This is a genomic window from Aeromonas sobria (assembly GCF_050266975.1).
GTDB classification, from domain to species: Bacteria; Pseudomonadota; Gammaproteobacteria; order Enterobacterales; family Aeromonadaceae; genus Aeromonas; species Aeromonas sobria_B.
This window is the reverse complement of the sequence record NZ_JBKISU010000023.1, coordinates 1-18740: the sequence shown is the minus strand read 5'-3', so window position 1 is coordinate 18740 and position 18740 is coordinate 1. Positions and strand designations below refer to the sequence as shown.

At 62.7% G+C, this 18740-nt stretch carries 14 protein-coding genes; 6 read left to right on the top strand and 8 right to left on the bottom strand.

Annotated elements, in window-relative coordinates; all coding sequences use genetic code 11:
* Window positions 1–220 precede the first annotated feature (220 nt).
* Window positions 221–478 (top strand): ubiquinone biosynthesis accessory factor UbiK, encoded by a 258-nt coding sequence (gene ubiK / locus ACLHZ1_RS13760; RefSeq protein WP_042000276.1) that lies wholly within the window; start codon window positions 221–223, stop codon window positions 476–478.
* Between the two features lie 131 nt (window positions 479–609).
* Here ubiK and fre read toward each other — a convergent pair whose 3' ends face one another.
* The 5 genes from fre to trxA all read right to left on the bottom strand — a co-directional run bounded on the left by fre (window position 610) and on the right by trxA (window position 5910).
* Window positions 610–1308 carry an NAD(P)H-flavin reductase gene (gene fre / locus ACLHZ1_RS13755; RefSeq protein WP_408795853.1) on the bottom strand — a complete coding sequence of 233 codons (699 nt, stop codon included), beginning with the start codon at window positions 1306–1308 and terminating at the stop codon, window positions 610–612.
* 44 nt (window positions 1309–1352) lie between these two features.
* Window positions 1353–2846, bottom strand: coding sequence for a 4-hydroxy-3-polyprenylbenzoate decarboxylase (gene ubiD / locus ACLHZ1_RS13750; protein WP_427262589.1), 1494 nt, complete (start codon window positions 2844–2846; stop codon window positions 1353–1355).
* A 32-nt stretch (window positions 2847–2878) separates the two neighbouring features.
* Window positions 2879–3895: a hypothetical protein gene (locus ACLHZ1_RS13745; RefSeq protein ID WP_427262547.1), complete on the bottom strand. Its 1017-nt coding sequence runs from the start codon at window positions 3893–3895 to the stop codon at window positions 2879–2881.
* 212 nt (window positions 3896–4107) lie between these two features.
* Window positions 4108–5373, bottom strand: a complete 1266-nt coding sequence (gene rho / locus ACLHZ1_RS13740; RefSeq protein ID WP_042000284.1) for a transcription termination factor Rho — start codon at window positions 5371–5373, stop codon at window positions 4108–4110.
* A gap of 210 nt (window positions 5374–5583) precedes the next feature.
* Window positions 5584–5910 (bottom strand): thioredoxin TrxA, encoded by a 327-nt coding sequence (gene trxA, locus ACLHZ1_RS13735; RefSeq protein ID WP_408795850.1) that lies wholly within the window; start codon window positions 5908–5910, stop codon window positions 5584–5586.
* Between the two features lie 114 nt (window positions 5911–6024).
* On the opposite strand from trxA, the gene rhlB reads away from it, so the two are divergent.
* From rhlB to ACLHZ1_RS13720, 3 genes are read left to right on the top strand one after another with little or no spacing between them, the layout of a single operon-like run.
* Window positions 6025–7314, top strand: coding sequence for an ATP-dependent RNA helicase RhlB (gene rhlB / locus ACLHZ1_RS13730; protein ID WP_408795848.1), 1290 nt, complete (start codon window positions 6025–6027; stop codon window positions 7312–7314).
* Window positions 7315–8805 (top strand): guanosine-5'-triphosphate,3'-diphosphate diphosphatase, encoded by a 1491-nt coding sequence (gene gppA, locus ACLHZ1_RS13725; protein WP_427262546.1) that lies wholly within the window; start codon window positions 7315–7317, stop codon window positions 8803–8805.
* Window positions 8806–8826: 21 nt separating this feature from the next.
* Complete coding sequence (locus ACLHZ1_RS13720) at window positions 8827–9081, top strand: Rho-binding antiterminator (protein WP_427262545.1); 255 nt, start codon at window positions 8827–8829, stop codon at window positions 9079–9081.
* A 72-nt stretch (window positions 9082–9153) separates the two neighbouring features.
* Here ACLHZ1_RS13720 and ACLHZ1_RS13715 read toward each other — a convergent pair whose 3' ends face one another.
* The 3 genes from ACLHZ1_RS13715 to prlC form a co-directional block, all read right to left on the bottom strand.
* Entirely contained in the window at window positions 9154–9915 is a 762-nt protein-coding gene (locus ACLHZ1_RS13715; RefSeq protein ID WP_427262544.1) for a class I SAM-dependent methyltransferase, read from the bottom strand.
* A gap of 51 nt (window positions 9916–9966) precedes the next feature.
* A complete protein-coding gene (locus ACLHZ1_RS13710) occupies window positions 9967–12513 on the bottom strand; it encodes a putative bifunctional diguanylate cyclase/phosphodiesterase (RefSeq protein WP_427262543.1) in 2547 nt (848 codons plus the stop codon).
* Between the two features lie 204 nt (window positions 12514–12717).
* Window positions 12718–14760, bottom strand: coding sequence for an oligopeptidase A (prlC, locus tag ACLHZ1_RS13705; protein ID WP_427262542.1), 2043 nt, complete (start codon window positions 14758–14760; stop codon window positions 12718–12720).
* A gap of 204 nt (window positions 14761–14964) precedes the next feature.
* Here prlC and ACLHZ1_RS13700 point away from each other — a divergent pair, with 204 nt between their 5' ends.
* A complete protein-coding gene (locus ACLHZ1_RS13700) occupies window positions 14965–16932 on the top strand; it encodes an ATP-binding protein (protein ID WP_427262541.1) in 1968 nt (655 codons plus the stop codon).
* A gap of 126 nt (window positions 16933–17058) precedes the next feature.
* The gene (gene gorA / locus ACLHZ1_RS13695) at window positions 17059–18408 is read left to right on the top strand and encodes a glutathione-disulfide reductase (RefSeq protein ID WP_427262540.1); all 1350 of its coding nucleotides are present in this window, start codon (window positions 17059–17061) and stop codon (window positions 18406–18408) included.
* Window positions 18409–18740: the final 332 nt, after the last annotated feature.

Below are 18740 nucleotides of genomic sequence, written 5' to 3'. Positions count from 1 at the left end.
ACAATTATCACTCATCTGGTCAGTCATCTGATCTGCTTTTTTTGTGTACAAGGTCAAGGAATTGCATTCTGGCAGGACTCGATAGGTTACCATTTGCCGGCAACGAACCAGACCCGACCAGACCTCAGCCGCGGGAGAGGTCGCAAAAATCGCCCCCCGGCATCGGCAACGGGGACAAATAGCCGGTAGAATGGCGGCCATCAGATGAGGAGAAGCCGTGATGATCGACCCGAAGAAACTGGAAGATATTGCCAAACAGGTGCACAACGCCCTGCCCCCCGGCATTCGTACCATGGGTGAAGAGGTGGAGAAGAAGATCCGCCAGGTGCTGCAGGCCCAGCTCGGCAAGCTGGATCTGGTCAGTCGCGAGGAGTTCGACGTGCAGACCAAGGTGCTGCTGCGCACCCGGGAGAAGCTGACCGCACTGGAAGCCAAGCTGGAGCAGCTCGAGCAGCAGCTCGGCCCCAAGGGGGAATAAGTCCGGGACAGTGCCCCGCCCCGCACATGAAAAACCCCAGCCTGGCTGGGGTTTGTCGTTTCTGCGCCCATCTGGGGGCTGGCGCCCCCTGGCGAGCCGTCGCAATCAGCTCGCGACGTCGCGGCAGGCGCTCAGATGAACTCGTAGGCGTCGCCGAAGATGCGCTCGGGCTCGGCGCCCAGCAGCTTGAACTCTTCCCGCGCCGCCCCCGCCATCTCGAAGCGGCCCGCCACATAGATGTCGTAGTCGTGCAGGCTGACGAAGTCATCCATGATGGCTTTGTGCACCAGCCCCGTCTTGCCGGTCCAGTCCGCTTCCGGTTCCTGCACCACGGGAATGAAGGTGAGCGGCGCATAACTGGCGGCCCAGCGCTCCATCTCGGCCTGCTCGTAGAGCCAGTGCGCCTGGCGCACCCCCCAATAGAGGAAGACGGGACGCTTGCTGCCGGTCGCCACCAGATACTCCAGGATGGAGCGGGCATAGGAGAAACCTGTGCCCCCCGCCATCAGGATCAGGGGCCGGGGGGAGCTGTCACGCAGGAAGGCCTTGCCCGCCGCCAGCTCCACCTCGATCTCGCCCTGCTCTCGCATCCGGGCCAGCACCTGGCCGGCGTAGGCATTCTCCGGCGTGGCGCCGATCTGCAGCTCCAGCACCCCGGAGCGGGTCGGTGAGTTGGCGATGGAGAAGGGTCGCTTGTCCGAATCGCTCATCACCACCAGCAGATACTGGCCCGGCTTGAAATTCACCTCTTGCAGCGGCGTCAGGGCCACGTGCCAGATGGTATCGACATATTCGCGCAGTTCCTCTACGCGGCACTTGATACGTTGCATTCTTGTCCTTGCGACGGGCCAACCGGCCCGCTCCGTTCAGTGATTCAGACCCGGGACCCAGGGGTCGCAGCGTCGAGAATATTCAATTCAGCCCAGATGGCATCAATCTTCTGCTTGACCGCCTCGTCCTGGACTATGGGTTGGCCCCACTCACGGTTGCTCTCCCCCGGCCACTTGTTGGTGGCATCCATCCCCATCTTGGAGCCCAGCCCCGACACAGGCGAGGCGAAGTCGAGATAGTCGATTGGGGTATGTTCGATCAGGGTGGTGTCCCGCGCGGGATCCATGCGGGTGGTGATGGCCCAGATCACATCCTGCCAGTTACGGGCATCGATGTCATCGTCGCAGACGATCACGAACTTGGTGTACATGAACTGGCGCAGGAAGGACCAGACCCCCAGCATCACCCGCTTGGCGTGCCCAGGATAGCGCTTCTTGATGGTCACCACCGCCATCCGGTAGGAGCAGCCCTCCGGCGGCAGATAGAAATCGACTATCTCCGGAAACTGCTTTTGCAGTATGGGCACGAACACCTCGTTGAGCGCCACGCCGAGCACGGCCGGCTCATCGGGCGGGCGACCCGTGTAGGTACTGTGATAGATGGCATCGCGGCGCATGCTGATGTGGGTGATGGTAAAGACCGGGAACTCGTCCACCTCGTTGTAGTAGCCGGTGTGATCGCCATAGGGCCCTTCCGGCGCCATCTCTCCCGGCTCCAGATAGCCTTCCAGCACGATCTCGGCGCTGGCGGGCACCTCGAGATCGCAGCTCAGTGCCTTGGCTACTTCGGTGCGGCTGCCCCGCAGCAGGCCAGCGAAGGCATACTCGGAGAGCGAGTCAGGCACCGGGGTCACGGCACCGAGTATGGTCGCCGGATCGGCGCCGAGCGCCACCACCACGGGGAAACGCTCACCCGGGTGGGCCTCCTGCCACTCGCGAAAATCGATGGCCCCGCCCCTGTGATCCAGCCAGCGCATGATCAGCTTGTTCCTGCCGATCTTCTGCTGGCGGTAGATGCCGAGGTTCTGGCGCTTCTTGTAGGGACCGCGGGTGATGGTCAGACCCCAGGTAACCAGGGGGGCCACGTCGCCGGGCCAGCAGTGCTGGATCGGCAGCTGGTCGAGATCCACCTCCTCCCCGCTCATCACCACCTGCTGGCAAGGGGGTGACGAGACCCGCTTGGTCGGCATGTTGAGCACCTGTTTGAAGATGGGCAGCTTCTCCATCAGCTCCTTGAGACCCCGAGGGGGCTCGGGCTCCTTGAGGTAGGAGAGCCAGGTGCCAACCTGGCGCAGGGCGCCCACGTCCTGCTGACCCATGCCCATGGCGACCCGATCCGGGGTACCGAACAGGTTGGTCAGCACGGGCATGGCGTAACCCTTGGGGTTCTCGAACAGCAGGGCCGGGCCACCGGCGCGCAGGGTGCGGTCGCTGATCTCGGTCATCTCCAGGTAGGGATCGATCTCCTGGCTGATGCGCTTGAGCTGGCCTTTCTTCTCGAGCTGCGCGATAAAATCACGCAAGTCCTTGTATTTCATGCGGGTACCGACTGTGTTCAGGAGGTGGGGCATTATAACCCCGGTGCGGCACCGGTTGTACCCGAATCGGGTGCCAGCAGCAGGGAGATGTTCGGGCGCCGCTCCATGCGCGTCAACTCGTCGGCCAGGCGCACCAGCAGCCTGGGCTCATCCACCTCGAGCAGCAGGCTGGCGACCAGGCTGCCGTACTGGCTGTTGCCAAGCTCGGCCAGCAGGAAGTCCTGGGCCTTGACGGGCAGGGGGGAGAGCTGGCTCAGGGCCTTGAGGGCAGGCCGTTTCAGCTTGGGGTGCTTGGTCGCACCGATGAGCAGGTCGCTTGCCGCCTCCCCCTTCAGCAGGGAAGGCAACGCCTTGAGCGCCCTCAGGCTGTCGTCGTCCACCGGTTGGCGCCACAGCATGCGATACAGCGCCGGCTCCCCGGTTCGCAGCAGCAACTGGGTCAGCAGGCGGTTGTCCGGCAGGAAGATGTTCAGCTGACCCAGCACTTGCGCCTGCTGGTGCAGCAGGCTGGTGGGCAGCTGGGCCAGCGCCTGCAGCAGGGCCTGCTGCTGCCGGGGCAGGTCCGGGTTGCGACTGTTATAGACATGCTTCCAGTCGAAACGGCCCTGGCTCAGCTCCCGGCGATACTGGGCCTGCCAGTTCTGCTGCTGCCAGTGGGTCAGCAGCAGACGCGCCTCGGCGGGAAAGTCATAGGCGGGCAGCTGCATCAGGAAGCCATCCACCTCCCCCTCCACCAGCCATTGGGGCGCCTTGCCGGACTGGGTCTGTACCCAGGACTGCAATGCCGCCGTGGCCGGGATGTGGCGCAGGTCCGCCATCAGCTGATAGATCAGGTACTCCCGCTGCCCCACGCTCAGGGAGGCGAGCAGGGTATCCACGGCGTCGAACCGGCCGGCCTTGAGCTGCGCGAGCAGGTAATGCCTGCTCTCCCCGACGCCTTCGTCGGCCACCAGGGCGCTCTTGATGGGCGGCGCCTTGGCCGGGGGGACGGCCAGGGCGGTCTCCCCCGCCAGCAGGCCGGCCAGCAGTAACCACATCACTCCTCTCATGACGTCTCCATCCATGTGACATCGAAGCCTCATACTAAGGCAAATCCTCAAACAAAAACCGCGATCCCGTACGGATTGCGGCATCTTCTGGCCAAGATCTCCACCGCGCAGGCCAGTCGGCGGGCATGTCCGGCTCCCGTTCGGGGCCCATCGGCGCCGATAAACAAAAACCGCGACCAGGGGTCGCGGTTTATACAAGACTCGGACAGCACTTATTTCTGCTGACGACGCATGGAGTCGAAGAACTCGTCGTTGGTCTTGGTAGCTGCCAGCTTGTCGATGAGGAACTCGATGCTGTCGATCTCGCCCATGGGGTGAATGATCTTGCGCAGGATCCACATCTTCTGCAGCTCGTCCGGTGCGGTCAGCAGCTCTTCCTTGCGGGTGCCGGAACGGGTGATGTCGATGGCCGGATAGACGCGCTTCTCGGCAATCTTGCGCGAGAGGTGCAGTTCCATGTTGCCGGTCCCCTTGAACTCTTCGTAGATGACTTCATCCATCTTGGAGCCGGTATCGACCAGCGCGGTCGCGATGATGGTCAGGCTGCCGCCTTCCTCGACGTTGCGGGCCGCGCCGAAGAAGCGCTTGGGCCTATGCAGGGCGTTGGCATCCACACCACCGGTCAGTACCTTGCCGGAGGACGGGATCACGGTGTTGTAGGCACGGGCCAGACGGGTGATGGAGTCCAGCAGGATCACCACGTCCTTCTTGTGCTCGACCAGGCGCTTGGCCTTCTCGATCACCATCTCGGCGACCTGGACGTGACGGGAGGCGGGCTCGTCGAAGGTGGAGGCGATCACCTCCCCCCTCACCATGCGCTGCATCTCGGTCACTTCTTCCGGACGCTCGTCGATCAGCAGCACGATGAGCTCACAATCCGGATGGTTGTAGGCAATGCTCTGGGCGATGTTCTGCAGCAACATGGTCTTACCGGCCTTGGGCGGTGCGACGATCAGACCACGCTGACCCTTGCCGATGGGAGACGCCAGATCCAGCACGCGCGCCGTGATGTCTTCGGTCGAACCGTTGCCACGCTCCATGCGCAGACGCTCGTTGGCGTGCAGGGGGGTCAGGTTTTCGAACAGGATCTTGTTGCGGGAGTTTTCCGGACGGTCGTAGTTGACGTCGTTGACCTTGAGCAGGGCGAAGTAGCGCTCGCCCTCTTTCGGCGGCCGGATCTTGCCGGAGATGGTATCGCCGGTGCGCAGGTTGAAACGGCGGATCTGGCTGGGGGAGACATAGATGTCATCCGGGCCGGCCAGGTAGGAACCATCTGCACTACGCAGGAAGCCGAAGCCATCGGTCAGGATTTCCAGCACACCGTCGCCAAAGATATCCTCGCCACCCTTGGCATGCGCCTTGAGGATCGCGAAAATAATGTCTTTCTTGTGGGCCCGAGCCAGATTTTCCAACCCCATGGTTTCGCCGAGCTTGACCAGCTCAGACACAGGAGTGTTCTTTAATTCAGTCAGATTCATAGTGGTGAAAGTCTGTAAGCAAGGATTGAATGGGGACGAGACAGTCTGCTGGATTGATGCCGAGTAGAATTGAATTTGCCAGGCTGTTGTGGAGCAAAGCGTCAGGCAAAAAGGTTAGCAAACGAGCGATAAATTAGCACCAATCGGGGTGAGCGTCTAGGTGATAAAACACAAGGAGCGCATTATTGCAATGCGCTCCTTACTTGATAATTACAGGTTGCCGTCCAGAAACTCTTTGAGCTGAGTCTTGGACAGGGCGCCGACCTTGGTGGCTGCCACTTCGCCGTTCTTGAACAGCAGCAGGGTCGGAATACCACGGATGCCATACTTGGGGGCGGTCTCGGCATTGTGGTCGATGTTCAGTTTGGCCACGGTCACGCGACCTTCATATTCTTGAGAGATTTCATCCAGGATCGGGGCAATCATCTTGCAGGGACCGCACCACTCTGCCCAAAAATCGACCAGAACGGGGCCGCTTGCTTTGATTACATCTGCCTCGAAGCTGGCATCGCTCAGCTGAACAATCTTGTCACTCATCTCCAACTCCAGTCAGTCAATAAGCCCTTAATTGAGACGTCAACAAAGGCAATAGTTGCCCTATTTGAAATGATCCTGTTTATTATTGCAAGCCTAACCTGATAACCTACCGCCATGAGCAAAACACACTTAACGACCGATAAATTCGCCCAAATGGGCCTCGAACCCGAAGTTCTGGCTGGTCTGGAAGCAAAGGGATTTCACTATTGTACGCCCATCCAGGCACTGTCTCTGCCCCTGCTGGTTGAAGGCCATGACCTCGCCGGTCAGGCCCAGACGGGTACCGGCAAGACCATTGCCTTCCTGGCCGCGACATTCAACTATCTGCTGACCCATCCCCTGACCAAGCCACGCCTGGTCAACCAGCCCCGCGCCATCATCATGGCACCGACCCGGGAACTGGCGGTCCAGATCTACAACGACGCCGACACCATGTCTGCCTCGACCGGGCTCAAGCTCGGCCTCGCCTACGGTGGCGAAGGGTATGACAAGCAGCTGGCCGTGCTGGAACAGGGTGTCGACATCCTGATCGGCACCACGGGCCGCATCATCGACTATTTCAAGTCCAACGTCATCGATCTGGGCAACATCCAGGTGGTGGTGCTGGACGAAGCGGATCGCATGTTCGATCTCGGCTTCATCAAGGACATACGTTTCCTGTTCCGCCGCATGCCGGAAGCCACCGAGCGACTGAACATGCTGTTCTCCGCCACCCTCTCCCTGCGGGTGCAGGAGCTGGCCTACGAGCACATGAACCACCCGGAACATGTGCAGGTGGAGCCGGAGCAGATGACGGGCGTGCGCATCAAGGAGGAGCTGTTCTATCCCTCCAACGAAGACAAGATGCTGCTGCTGCTCTCCCTGATGGAAGAGGAGTGGCCGGAGAAAGCCATCGTCTTCGCCAACACCAAGCATGTCTGCGAAGACGTGCAGGCCTGGCTGGAAAATGACGGCCACCGCGCCGGTCTGCTGACCGGTGACGTGCCCCAGAAGAAGCGGATGAAGATCCTGGACGACTTCACCAAGGGCAAGCTCGACATCCTGGTCGCCACCGACGTGGCCGCCCGTGGTCTGCATATCCCGGACGTGACCCACGTCTTCAACTACGACCTGCCCGACGATGCCGAAGACTATGTACACCGCATCGGTCGTACCGGCCGCGCCGGCAAGAGCGGTCACTCCATCAGCCTGGCCTGTGAAGACTATGCCTTCAACCTGCCGGCCATCGAGGAGTACATCCACCACGCCATCCCGGTCAGCAAGTACGACAGAGACGCCCTGCTCGATGACGTGACGGCGCCCAAGCGCATCCATCGCAACCGTCAGCCGGTGAACCGCAACATGCGGGATCGCCAAGGTGGTGGCAACAGCAACAACCGTCGTCGTCCGCCCCGCAAGAACTAAATGCACAACTCGCCGCTCTACGCCGCCATCGACCTCGGCTCCAACAGCTTTCACATGCTGGTGGTGCGCGAGGTCGCCGGTGCTCTGCGTACCGTCACCAAGGTCAAACGCAAGGTTCGCCTCGCCGCCGGTCTGGATTCGGAATTTCGCCTGAGCCAGACCGCCATGGCCCGGGGCTGGGACTGCCTGCGGCTGTTCGCCGAACAGTTGCAGGACATCCCCGCCGATAACATCCGGGTGGTGGGCACCGCCACCCTGCGTCTGGCCACCAACGTCGATGAGTTCCTGAGCGAGGCCGAACGGGTCCTCAATCACAACATCGAAATCATCTCGGGCGAGGAAGAGGCCAAGACCATCTACGAGGGGGTCTCCTGGACCTCCGCCGGGGAAGGCAATCGCCTGGTGATCGACATCGGCGGCGCCAGCACAGAGCTGGTGATCGGCGAACACAGCGAAGCGAAACTGCTCAACAGCCTGCACATGGGCTGCGTCACCTGGCTCAACAACCACTTCGGTGACGGCGAGCTCTCCGAGGCCCGTTTCCAGCAGGCCATTGCCGCCGCCAAGGCGGTGCTGGAGAAGGTGACGGAGGATTATCGCGCCCTCGGCTGGCGTACCTGTGTCGGCGCCTCCGGCACGGTGCAGGCGCTGCAGGAGATCATGCTGGCGCAAGGGAAGAGCGAGCGAGTCACCCTGCCCAAGTTGCAGGAGCTGATGGGTCAGGCCATCGCCTGCGGCAGGCTGGATCGGCTGCAGCTGGAGGGACTGGCGGCCGAGCGGCTCACCGTGTTCCCCTCAGGCCTCGCCATCCTGATCGCCATCTTCGAGACCCTGGGGGTCGAGAGCATGACCCTGGCGGGCGGGGCGCTGCGGGAAGGGCTCATCTACGGCCTGCTCGGCAACAATCACGACTGCGATGCCCGGGACAGAACCGCCGACAGCCTGATCAGCCGCTACCAGCTGGACAAGGAACATGCCGAGCGGGTGCGTGATACGGCCATAGAGGCCTTCAATCAGCTGCAACCGGCCTGGCGCCTCTCCAAGCGTTACGGTCGCCCCATACTGCGCTATGCCGCCCTGCTGCACGAGATAGGGCTGTGCATCGAGTACAAGAAGGCGCCGCAGCACGCCGCCTACATCATCGACAACATCGACATGCCGGGCTTTACCCCGGCGCAGAAGAAGCTGCTGTCGGCCCTGCTGTTCAACCAGCGGGACGAATTCAAGCTGGAAACCCTGGAGAAGCAGGGCGCCGTCACCGCCCGCCAGGCGATCCGCCTGGCCCGCATCCTGCGCATCGCGCTGATCCTCTGCATGCGCCGCACCCAGGGCACAGTGCCCGGCTTCACCCTGCAGGCGGACGAGGATGCCCTCACCCTCACCCTGCCCAGGGGATGGATGGAGGAGCACTACCTGAGGGCCAGCGAGCTGCGCCTCGAGGTGGAGCGCCAGCAGAAGATGGGCTGGCCCACTAGGCTGCTGGAAGCCTGAACCCCCTCGAGCCAACAGACCATGACGGATTACCAACCCATCAACTGTGACCTCTACGACTGGCTCGAGATCGCCGCCCGCTGGCAACTGGCGGTCACCCTCACCCGCCGGGATGGGCACCAGTGGGATGACAGGATCCGCACCATAGAAGCCAGAGAGGGGGTCGAGTATCTGCTGCTGGCGAGCGGCGAGCGCCTCAGCCTCGCCGATCTGGCGGCCCTGGACCTCGTCTGGCAAGGGGAAGCAAGGCAGATACACTTCCCCGCCGCGCCCTGAGCCGCACGAAAAAAAGGAGGGCCAACATCATGTTGGCCCTCCTTTTTTGCATGCCGTCGGCGCCCGCCGTGCTCAGCTCCCCGCCAGGGCCGCCATCACATAGACGTCGAAGCGGTTGTTCTTGGTCTCGATGGCCATGCTGGGTTTGTGCTCGTTGAGCCAGCCCGCGTAGGCTGGCCGCTTCACCACCACCCGCCGTTGCGCCATCTCCAGGGCCGCCGGCAACAGGCTATCCGCATCGAGATCCGGCCCCACCAGGGACTGGAACACCCGCATCTCCTTCTTCACCAGGGCCGACTTCTGCTTGTGGGGGAACATGGGATCCAGGTACACCACCTCGGGCCGCTCGGCCAGGGCCAGCAGCTGCTCGGTGGCGGGCCCCTGGATCAGCCGCATCCGCTCCCTCACCCAGGGACCTATGTCGGGATCCTGGGCCGCACGCGCCAGGCCATCCGCCAGCAGGGCCGCCACCACGGGGCTGCGCTCGATCAGGGTCACCCGGCAACCCAGGGAGGCGAGCACGAAGGCGTCGCGCCCCAGCCCGGCGGTGGCATCCACCACGGTCGGATTGGCCCCGGCCTTGAGGCCGACCGCCTTGGCGATGGACTGACCCCGGCCCCCGCCAAACTTGCGCCTGTGGGCCACGGCCCCTTCCACGAAATCGACATAGACGGCGCCCAGCTTGGCCTCATCCAGCTTGCGCAGCTCCAGCCTGGTCTCGGTCAGCACCAGGGCAAAGGGGGCGGGAAACGCCACGTCGGCGAGGCGCTGGCGCAGGGCGTCGAGCTCGCCATCGCGGGCGGGGGCTTCACAGGACACCTGAATAGGAAACATGGGTGGACTCACGGCAACGAACAGGGCGGCCATGATAACAGAAGCTGGGGATCAGCTCACGATGGGCAGGCTCATGCCTGCCCGGTTGACCTCCAGATAGGCCACCAGATCCTCGAAGGCCAGCGGCCGGCTGAGCAGGTAACCCTGGGTGAAGGCGCACCCCTTCTGGCAGAGGAAGCTGAGCTGCTCCCGGGTCTCCACCCCCTCGATCACCACCTGCATGCCGAGGTTGTGCACTATGTTGATGATGCCGTCCAGCAGCAGCCTGTCCTGCTCGTTGAAGGGGATATGGCGCACGAAGCTGCGATCTATCTTCACCAGATCCACCGGGAAGGTGCGCAGGTAGGTGAGCGCCGAATAGCCGGTGCCGAAGTCGTCGATGGCCAGCTTGCAGCCCGCCTGACGCAGGGATTCGATGCGGATCCTGTGCTGGTCGCTGCTCTCCATCAGCAGGGATTCGGTGATCTCTATGATGATGTCGCTCGGCTCCAGACCGAAGTGCTCTATCACCCTCAGCCACTCCGAGGCCTGGGGATCTATGGTCTGGAACTCCAGGGTGGAGCGGTTGATGGACATCTGCAGCTCGGGGAAGCCGTTTTGTTGCAAGCGGGCGAGATCCCGGCACGACTGCCACAGCACCAAGGCCCCCAGGCTCTGGATCAGGCCCGCCTCCTCCGCCAGGGGAATGAAGTCGGCCGGGGAGACCTGACCCCAGTGGGGGTGATACCAGCGCACCAGGGCCTCCAGCTTGGCGACCCGGCCGCTGCGGTTGTCCCAGATGGGCTGATAGGCCATGGTCAGCTGCTCCTGCTTGATCGCCTCCGCCAGATCCTGCTGCATCTGATGGCGCTGACGCACCTCTTCGCGCATGGAGGCGCAGTAGCTCTCGAGGGGACGGCCGAGCCGCTTGGCGGCAAACAGCGCCTGCTCGGCATTGCGCAGCAGTTCATCGCTCTCGCTGCCATCGGCGGGACAGAGGGTGACGCCGACCGTGGCAGTGATGTAGAGCTGCTGATTGGCCAGCATGAAGGGACGGGCGAAGCTGCCCTGCACCTGCTTGGCAAATACCTCCGCCTGACGACGGCTGACGATGCCGGGCACCAGGAAGGCGAACTCGTCGCCGCCGATGCGGGCCACCAGATCCTCGGTACGCACCCGGCTCACCAATCGATCCGACACCTCTCGCAGCAGGGCATCGCCGACATGGTGATCCATGCTGTTGTTGACCGCCTTGAAGTTGTTGAGGTCGAGCACCATGAGGGCGAAGCGCTCGCCCCGCTCGCAGAAGCGGGTCAGGCTGCGGCCAAACAGCCAGCGGTTCGGCAGGCCGGTGAGGTTGTCATAGTTCGCCTGGGTCGCGATCTTCTGCTCGGCGAGCTTGGTCTGGGAGATATCGCTGGAGATGGCGATGTACTGGGTGATTTTTCCCCCTTCGCGCAGGGCGCTGATCATCAGCTGCTGGGGGTAGAGCTTGCCGTTCTTGCGCTTGTTCCACACCTCGCCACGCCAGATGCCGACCCGGGAGAGGGTATGGTACATGTCGGCATAGAAGGCCTTGTCGTGCAGGCCGGACTTGAGGATGCTGGGGGTCAGGCCGCACGCCTCCTCGCTGCTGTAGCCGGTGATGCGCTCGAAGGCCGGGTTGACCGAGATGATGCGGCTGTCGGCGTCGCACACCAGGATGGCTTCCGACAGGTTGTCATAGACCCGGTGGGAGAGCTTGAGCTGCTCGGCGTGACGCCGGGCATCGTCTATGTTCTCCAGCAGCAGCATCAGGTGATCGGGCTCGTGGCGCGCGTTGCGTACCAGGGTCACCGTCACCCTGCCCCACAGCTCATGGCCCAGCTTGTGGCGATAGCGCTTCTCCAGGGTCACCACGCTGCGCTCGCCGCGCACCAGCTCGCCATAGCAGGCCAGGCTGCGCAGCCAATCCTTGGGATGATGCAACTCGGCGGCCGTTCTATGCAGCAGCTCCTCCTCGCGGTAACCCAGCATCTTCTCGATGGCCGGGTTGGCCCACAGCAGGCGCCCCTGCAGATCCAGCTTGCCGATGCCCACCGGGGCGTGGGCCAGCATGCTGTCCATGGCGGGCAGGGGCAGCGTGGCGGGGGCGGCAGTCCGGCTCTGGCTCAGCGCCAGCTCGCGACCCGCCAGCGGCGCCAGCAGGCGCAGCACGCTCATCACCCTGTCCATGCTGTCCATCCCCTGACGAAACCAGAGGCTGCAGATGCCGATGGTCTGGCCCTGGGCATCCCGCAGGGCGATGCCGGCATAGCCGCGCACCCGATGGGCGATGAACAGGGGGGCCTGGGGAAACAGCTGGGGCAGGCGATCGCAGAACCAGGCCTCACCCTGCTGCAGCACTATCTCCCCCGGAGTGGCGGCGATGGGGACCCGGGAGCCCTGGATGCCCAGGGTCGCCGGAAAGGCGGAGTGCAGCTCGAACGAGGCACCGCTCGGATCTCGCCCTGCCACCAGCACCACATCGGCCTGCACCGCCGCCGCGAGCTCAGTGACGAAGCTGTCAAAGTACCCCAGCCCACTGGCGTGGGACAGGTTTGACATGATCCGATAGACAGATGTGACTGCTCGCCTCATGGCAAGATGCATTCTCTCCTGTGGGTATGGACTGCGACTCTACTCAAGCGAGCCGAACAGTGCAAATGAGCTCGAGGCAAGGTCTTCAAATTACGTGAAAAAAGGGACCATTGGTCCCTTTTTCTCGTAAAAATCAGGCAGAGATCCCGCTATGGCGCAAAAGTGTACCTGCTTGACCCTCTCGCACCCGGGGTGCCGACCGCATCAGGCCGCGATCCCGCTGTGGCGCAACAGGGCGTCCACCTGGGGTTCCCGGCCCCGGAAGGCACGAAACAGCTCCATGGGTTCTTTCGAGCCGCCCTTCTCCAGAATGTGCTTCAGGAAGGATTGGCCGGTGGCCTGGTTGAAGATCCCCTCCTCCTCGAAGCGGGAGAAGGCATCGGCGGAGAGCACCTCGGCCCACTTGTAGCTGTAGTAGCCCGCCCCGTAGCCACCGGCGAAGATGTGGGTAAAGCTGTGCTGGAAGCGGTTGAACGCCGGCGGCGTCAACACGGCCACCTGGCTGCGCACCTCCGCCAGCAGGGCCGGGATCTGCCCGGGGTTGGCCGGATCGAACTCCTGGTGCAGGCGGAAGTCGAACAGGGCGAACTCCAGCTGACGCAGCATCTGCATCGCCGCCTGGAAGTTGCGGGCGGTCAGCATCTTTTCCAGCAGATCCGCAGGCAGCGGCTCTCCCGTCTCGTGGTGACTGGAGATGAAGGCCAGCGCCTCGGACTCCCAGCACCAGTTCTCCAGGAACTGGCTCGGCAGCTCCACCGCATCCCAGGCCACGCCGTTGATGCCGGCCACGCCGGCGACGTCGATCTGGGTCAGCATGTGGTGAATGCCGTGGCCGAACTCGTGGAACAGGGTCACCACCTCGTTGTGGGTGAACAGGGCGGGCTTGCCATCCACGGGGCCGTTGAAGTTGCAGGTCAGATAGGCCACCGGGTTTTGCAAGGAGCCATCCTGGCGGTAGCGACGACCGAGGCAGACATCCATCCAGGCCCCGCCCTGCTTGTGCTCGCGGGCATAGAGGTCGAGATAGAAGCTGCCGCGCAGCTCGTCTTCACCATCGAAGATGTCGAAGAAGCGCACGTCCGGGTGCCAGGTCTCGATGCCGTACCGCTCGCGCACCTTCATGCCGAACACCCGACGCACCACCTCGAACAGGCCGTTGACCACCTTGCCCGCCGGGAAGTAGGGACGCAGCTGCTCGTCGGAGATGGAGAACTTGTGCTGCTTGAGCTTCTCGGCGTAGTAAGGGAGATCCCAGGCGGCCAGATCGCGCTGGTCGTAATGCTCGGCGGCGAAGGCGCGGATCTCCGCCAGCTCGGCCTTGCCCTGGGGCAGGGAGCGCTCGGCCAGGTCGGTGAGGAAGCCCACCACCTGCTGCGGTTTCTCCGCCATCTTGGTGGCCAGGGAGAGCTCTGCATAGTTGGCAAAGCCCAGCAGCTGGGCCAGCTCGCGGCGCAGGGTGAGCAGTTCCGTCATGATGGCGGAGTTGTCCCACTTGCCGGCGTTGGGGCCCTGATCCGAGGCACGGGTGCAGTAGGCGCCGTAGAGCTCCTCGCGCAGCGCCCGGTTGTCGGCATACATCATCACCGGCAGGTAGGAGGGAATGTCCAGGGTGAACAGCCACCCCTCCTTGCCCTTCTGTTCGGCCAGCTGACGGGCGGCCGCCTTCGCACTCGCGGGCAGACCGGCCAGCTCGGCCTCGTCGGTCACCAGCTTGCTCCAGCTCATGGTCGCATCCAGCACATTGTTGCTGAAGCGGGACGCCAGCTCGGAGAGGCGGGCCTGGATCTCGCCATACCGCTGCTTCTGCTCCGCAGGCAGGCCGATGCCGGACAGGCGGAAATCCCGCAGGGTGTTCTCTATCTCCTTGCGCTGGGCACCGCCGAGGCGGGGGAAGTCATCGCTCTGGGCCAGCTCAGAGTAGGCTTCATACAAGCCCTCATGCTGGCCGACATAGGTCTGGAATTCCGACAGCAGCGGCAGGCAGGCGTCATGGGCGGCGCGCAGCGCCTCGCTGTTTTGCACGGCGTTGAGATGGCTGACCGGTGACCAGATGCGGGCCAACCTGTCGTTGACCTCTTCCAGCGGGGCGATCAGGCTGTCCCAGGTGTGGGGGCCGCTCTGGGCCAGCACATCCTGGATCTTCTGTTTGCTGTCGGCGATCGCCTGCACCACGGCAGGCTGGACATGTTCAGGCTGAATGCGGCTGAAAAGCGGCAAGGAGTCCATTGTCAGCAAAGGGTTATTCATCCTGTCGTACCTCATTTCTCAGCCCCTGCTGTCCAGAAGCCTTATCATTTTGCTTGGACCACCTAAGATGTAGGCTCCGGGCGCATTAATCAAGCCTTTGCCTGCAACACCCTCGACTCAGCCACAGCTTGCGGCAAACCCCCACGACAGCGCTGAGTGAAGCGGTTAAACTGATGCCCTTCCTATCCAGACCGCAAGGACGCCATGTCAGGACTCTTCATCAGGACCGCAAAGGCCATCGGCTTCAACGGCCTCTCCTATCGCCTGCTCTCCTACATTCTCATCTGCAGCACGGCCCTGGCCCTCATCATCACGGCATTGCAGCTGGTCTGGGACTATCGCAAGGATGTGGCCCTCATCGAGGACAGCATCGGCCAGATCGAAGCCTCCTTCCTGCAACCCATCTCCGCCAGCCTGTGGAACCTGGACGAGGAGCAGGTCAAGGTGCAGATTGAGGGCATCATGAATCTGCCCAACATGCAGTTCGTCATGGTCAAGGAGCTGCTGGGTAGCGCCGAGGTGCCGCTGCTGACCCAGGGGATTGAGCGGGACAGGTACGACATCTCTCGCGAATTCATGCTGAGCTATCAGGGAGAGACGGTCGGCAAGCTGTTCGTGGCCGCGTCGCTGGAGCAGGTGTATCAACGCCTGATAGAGAAGTCCGTCCTCATCCTGATCAGCCAGACCATCAAGACCCTGGTGGTGTCATTTTGCATACTCTGCATCATTTACTATCTGGTGGTGCGCCATCTGCACCGCATCGCCCACTACGCGGAGCAGTTCAATCTGGAGCGGCTGGACGTGCCCCTCACCCTGGAGGGGCGCCCGCTGCCCCGCAGGAAACCCGATGAGCTCGATACCCTGGTCGCCACCCTCAACGAGATGCGCAGCCGGCTGCAAGACGAACTCATGGCCCGCCATCAGTCCGCGGTGCAGCTGCAACAGGAGCGCGACTTCTCCGCCACCCTGATCAACTCGGCCAACATGATCATCTGCTGCCTGGAGCCCGACCTCACCATCGCCAGTGTCAACCCGGCCGCCGTCCTGCTCACCGGCTATCACCAACTGGAGATCCAGGGGCTCAACTGGCTGACCCTGTTCGTGGAGGAGGCGCAGCGCGACCCCATTCAGGCCCGGATCGCGCGCCAGGAGAAGATCGAGGATGAAGAGCTGACCATGTTCGATCAGGACGGCGGCGAGCTCACCCTGCAGTGGACCTTCGCCCCCTTCTACGAGGGGGAGGACCTCAAGTATCTGATTGGCTTTGGCTATGACATCACCCGCCTCAAGCGGATCGAGCGGGAGATCACCGAATTCAACGAGCAGCTCGAAGGCAAGGTGCAGGAGCGCACCCGCAGCCTGAGCGAGGCCAACGATCAGCTGGGCAAGGCCTATCACGACCTGAAGCAGGCCCAGCAGACCCTGGTGGAGTCGGAGAAGATGGCGTCGCTCGGTTCCCTGGTCGCCGGTGTGGCCCACGAGATCAACACCCCCATCGGCATCAGCGTCACCGCCTCCTCCTATCTGCAAGAGCAGGTCGCCGACTTCAAGCAGCACCTGGAGGCCAAACAGCTCTCCCGCTCCTATCTCAATGAATTCACGGTCAATCTCGACGAGTCCATGCAGCTGCTGCAGGGCAACCTGCGCCGCGCATCCGAGCTTATCGCCAGCTTCAAGCAGGTGGCGGTCGATCAATCCTCCGAGGCTCGCTACAGCTTCAACGTCGCCGAGAACCTGCATCAGGTGGTGGTCTCCCTCGGCCACAAGCTCAAGAAGGCCCAGTGCGAGCTGGATATCCAGTGCGATCCCAAGCTCAGTATCTTCTCCTTCCCGGGCAGCTTCACCCAGATCTATTCCAACCTGATCCTCAACTCCATCCATCACGGCTTCGACGAGTGGGACAGACCCAAGAAGATCAGCATCCGGGTCGAACACCAGGGCGAGGATCTGGTCATCGACTATGCCGACAATGGCCGAGGCATCCCCCCCCACATACTGCCGCGCATCTTCGATCCCTTCGTCACCTCCAAGCGGGGCCACGGCGGCAGCGGGCTCGGCACCCACATCATCTACAACCTGGTGGTGCAGCTGCTGCGCGGACGCATCCACTGCAGCAGCGAACCCGGCCATGGCGCCCAGTTCCACATCCGCGTGCCCATGCAGGAGGGGTGAATCGGCCCCTCCCCGCACGGTTCAGGGCGCGCCCATGACCCCGCTGCCGGACACCGGCTCTTGTGAGACGGCCCTTTTGTCCCCATCATCGGGTATTGCACCCTCAACCCGTGGAGAGCCAACCCAATGGCACAGCATTTCGACTATATCGCCATCGGCGGCGGCAGTGGCGGCATCGCCTCCGCCAACCGCGCCGCCATGCACGGCAAAAAAGTAGCCCTGATTGAAGCCAAAAATCTGGGGGGTACCTGCGTCAACGTCGGCTGTGTCCCCAAGAAGGCCATGTGGTATGCCGGCCAGATCGCCGATGCCCTCAAATACGGACCCGACTACGGCTTCGATACCACCCTCAACCACTTCAGCTGGGCCAGGCTGGTGGAGTCCCGTCAGGCCTATATAGGCCGCATCCACCAGTCCTACGAGAACGTGCTTGGCAAGAACGGCATCACTGTCATCAGGGGCTTCGCCCGCTTTGTCGACAGCCACACCATCGAGGTGAATGGCGAGCGCTACAGCGCCGATCACATACTGATCGCCACCGGAGGCCGCCCCGAGGTGCCTGCCATCCCGGGGGCCGAATTCGGCATCGACTCCGACGGCTTCTTCGCGCTGGAGAGCCAGCCCAAACGGGTCGCCGTGGTCGGCGCCGGCTATATCGCGGTCGAGATAGCCGGTGTGATGCAGGCCCTCGGTTCGGAAACCCACCTGGTGGTGCGCAAGCACGCGCCCCTGCGCAGCTTCGACCCCATGATCCAGGAGACCCTGGTGGAGATCATGGCCGCCGAAGGGCCCAGGCTGCACAACCACGCCATCCCCAAGGCCGTCATCAAGAACGCCGATGACAGCCTGACCCTGCAACTGGAAGATGGCCGCCACCTCACGGTGGACTGCCTGATCTGGGCCATCGGCCGCGCCCCCGCCACCGACGGCCTCAACCTGGCTGCCACCGGCATCACCCTGGACGAGAAGGGCTTTATCCCGACCGACAAGTTCCAGAACACCGCCATCGCCAACCTCTATGCCGTGGGTGACAACACCGGCCGCATCCAGCTCACCCCGGTGGCCGTCGCCGCCGGTCGTCGCCTCTCGGAGCGACTGTTCAACAACCAGCCGGACGCGCACCTCGATTACGATCTGGTGCCGACCGTGGTGTTCAGCCACCCCCCCATCGGCACCATAGGCCTGACCGAACCCGAAGCCATCGCCGAATATGGCGAGGCGCAGGTGAAGGTCTACCGCAGCCAGTTCACCGCCATGTACTCGGCCCTGACCCAGCATCGCCAGCCCACCCGGATGAAGCTGGTCTGCGTCGGCCCCGAGGAGAAGGTGGTCGGCCTGCACGGCATCGGCTTTGCCATGGACGAGATCCTGCAAGGCTTCGGCGTCGCCATGAAGATGGGCGCCACCAAGGCTGATTTTGACAACTGCGTCGCCATCCACCCCACCAGCGCGGAAGAATTTGTCACCATGCGTTGAGGGAGCTGGGGCATAGAGGTCAAACCGGCCACTGCGTTCCCACTCCCCATCCGACCTTCACGGAAGAGTTCGTTACTATGAGGGGTTAATGTAGAAAACCCACCTACACACGTTCGTACTGTAGAAAAACTGATAGGCCAGAGCATCGTTCTCTGGCCTTCATTTATCGACTCATCGATACACTGCCTCTTCTAACACGTTTATGCCCTCAGAGATCCCCTCATTTTTAGAGACTCAAATAATTCCAAGTGTGCGGGTATATAAGCGGTGTTGCTTCAGGTAGTAGATAAATTTATCCATCAACAAGACCGCATTGGTTTCTTTCATTTTAG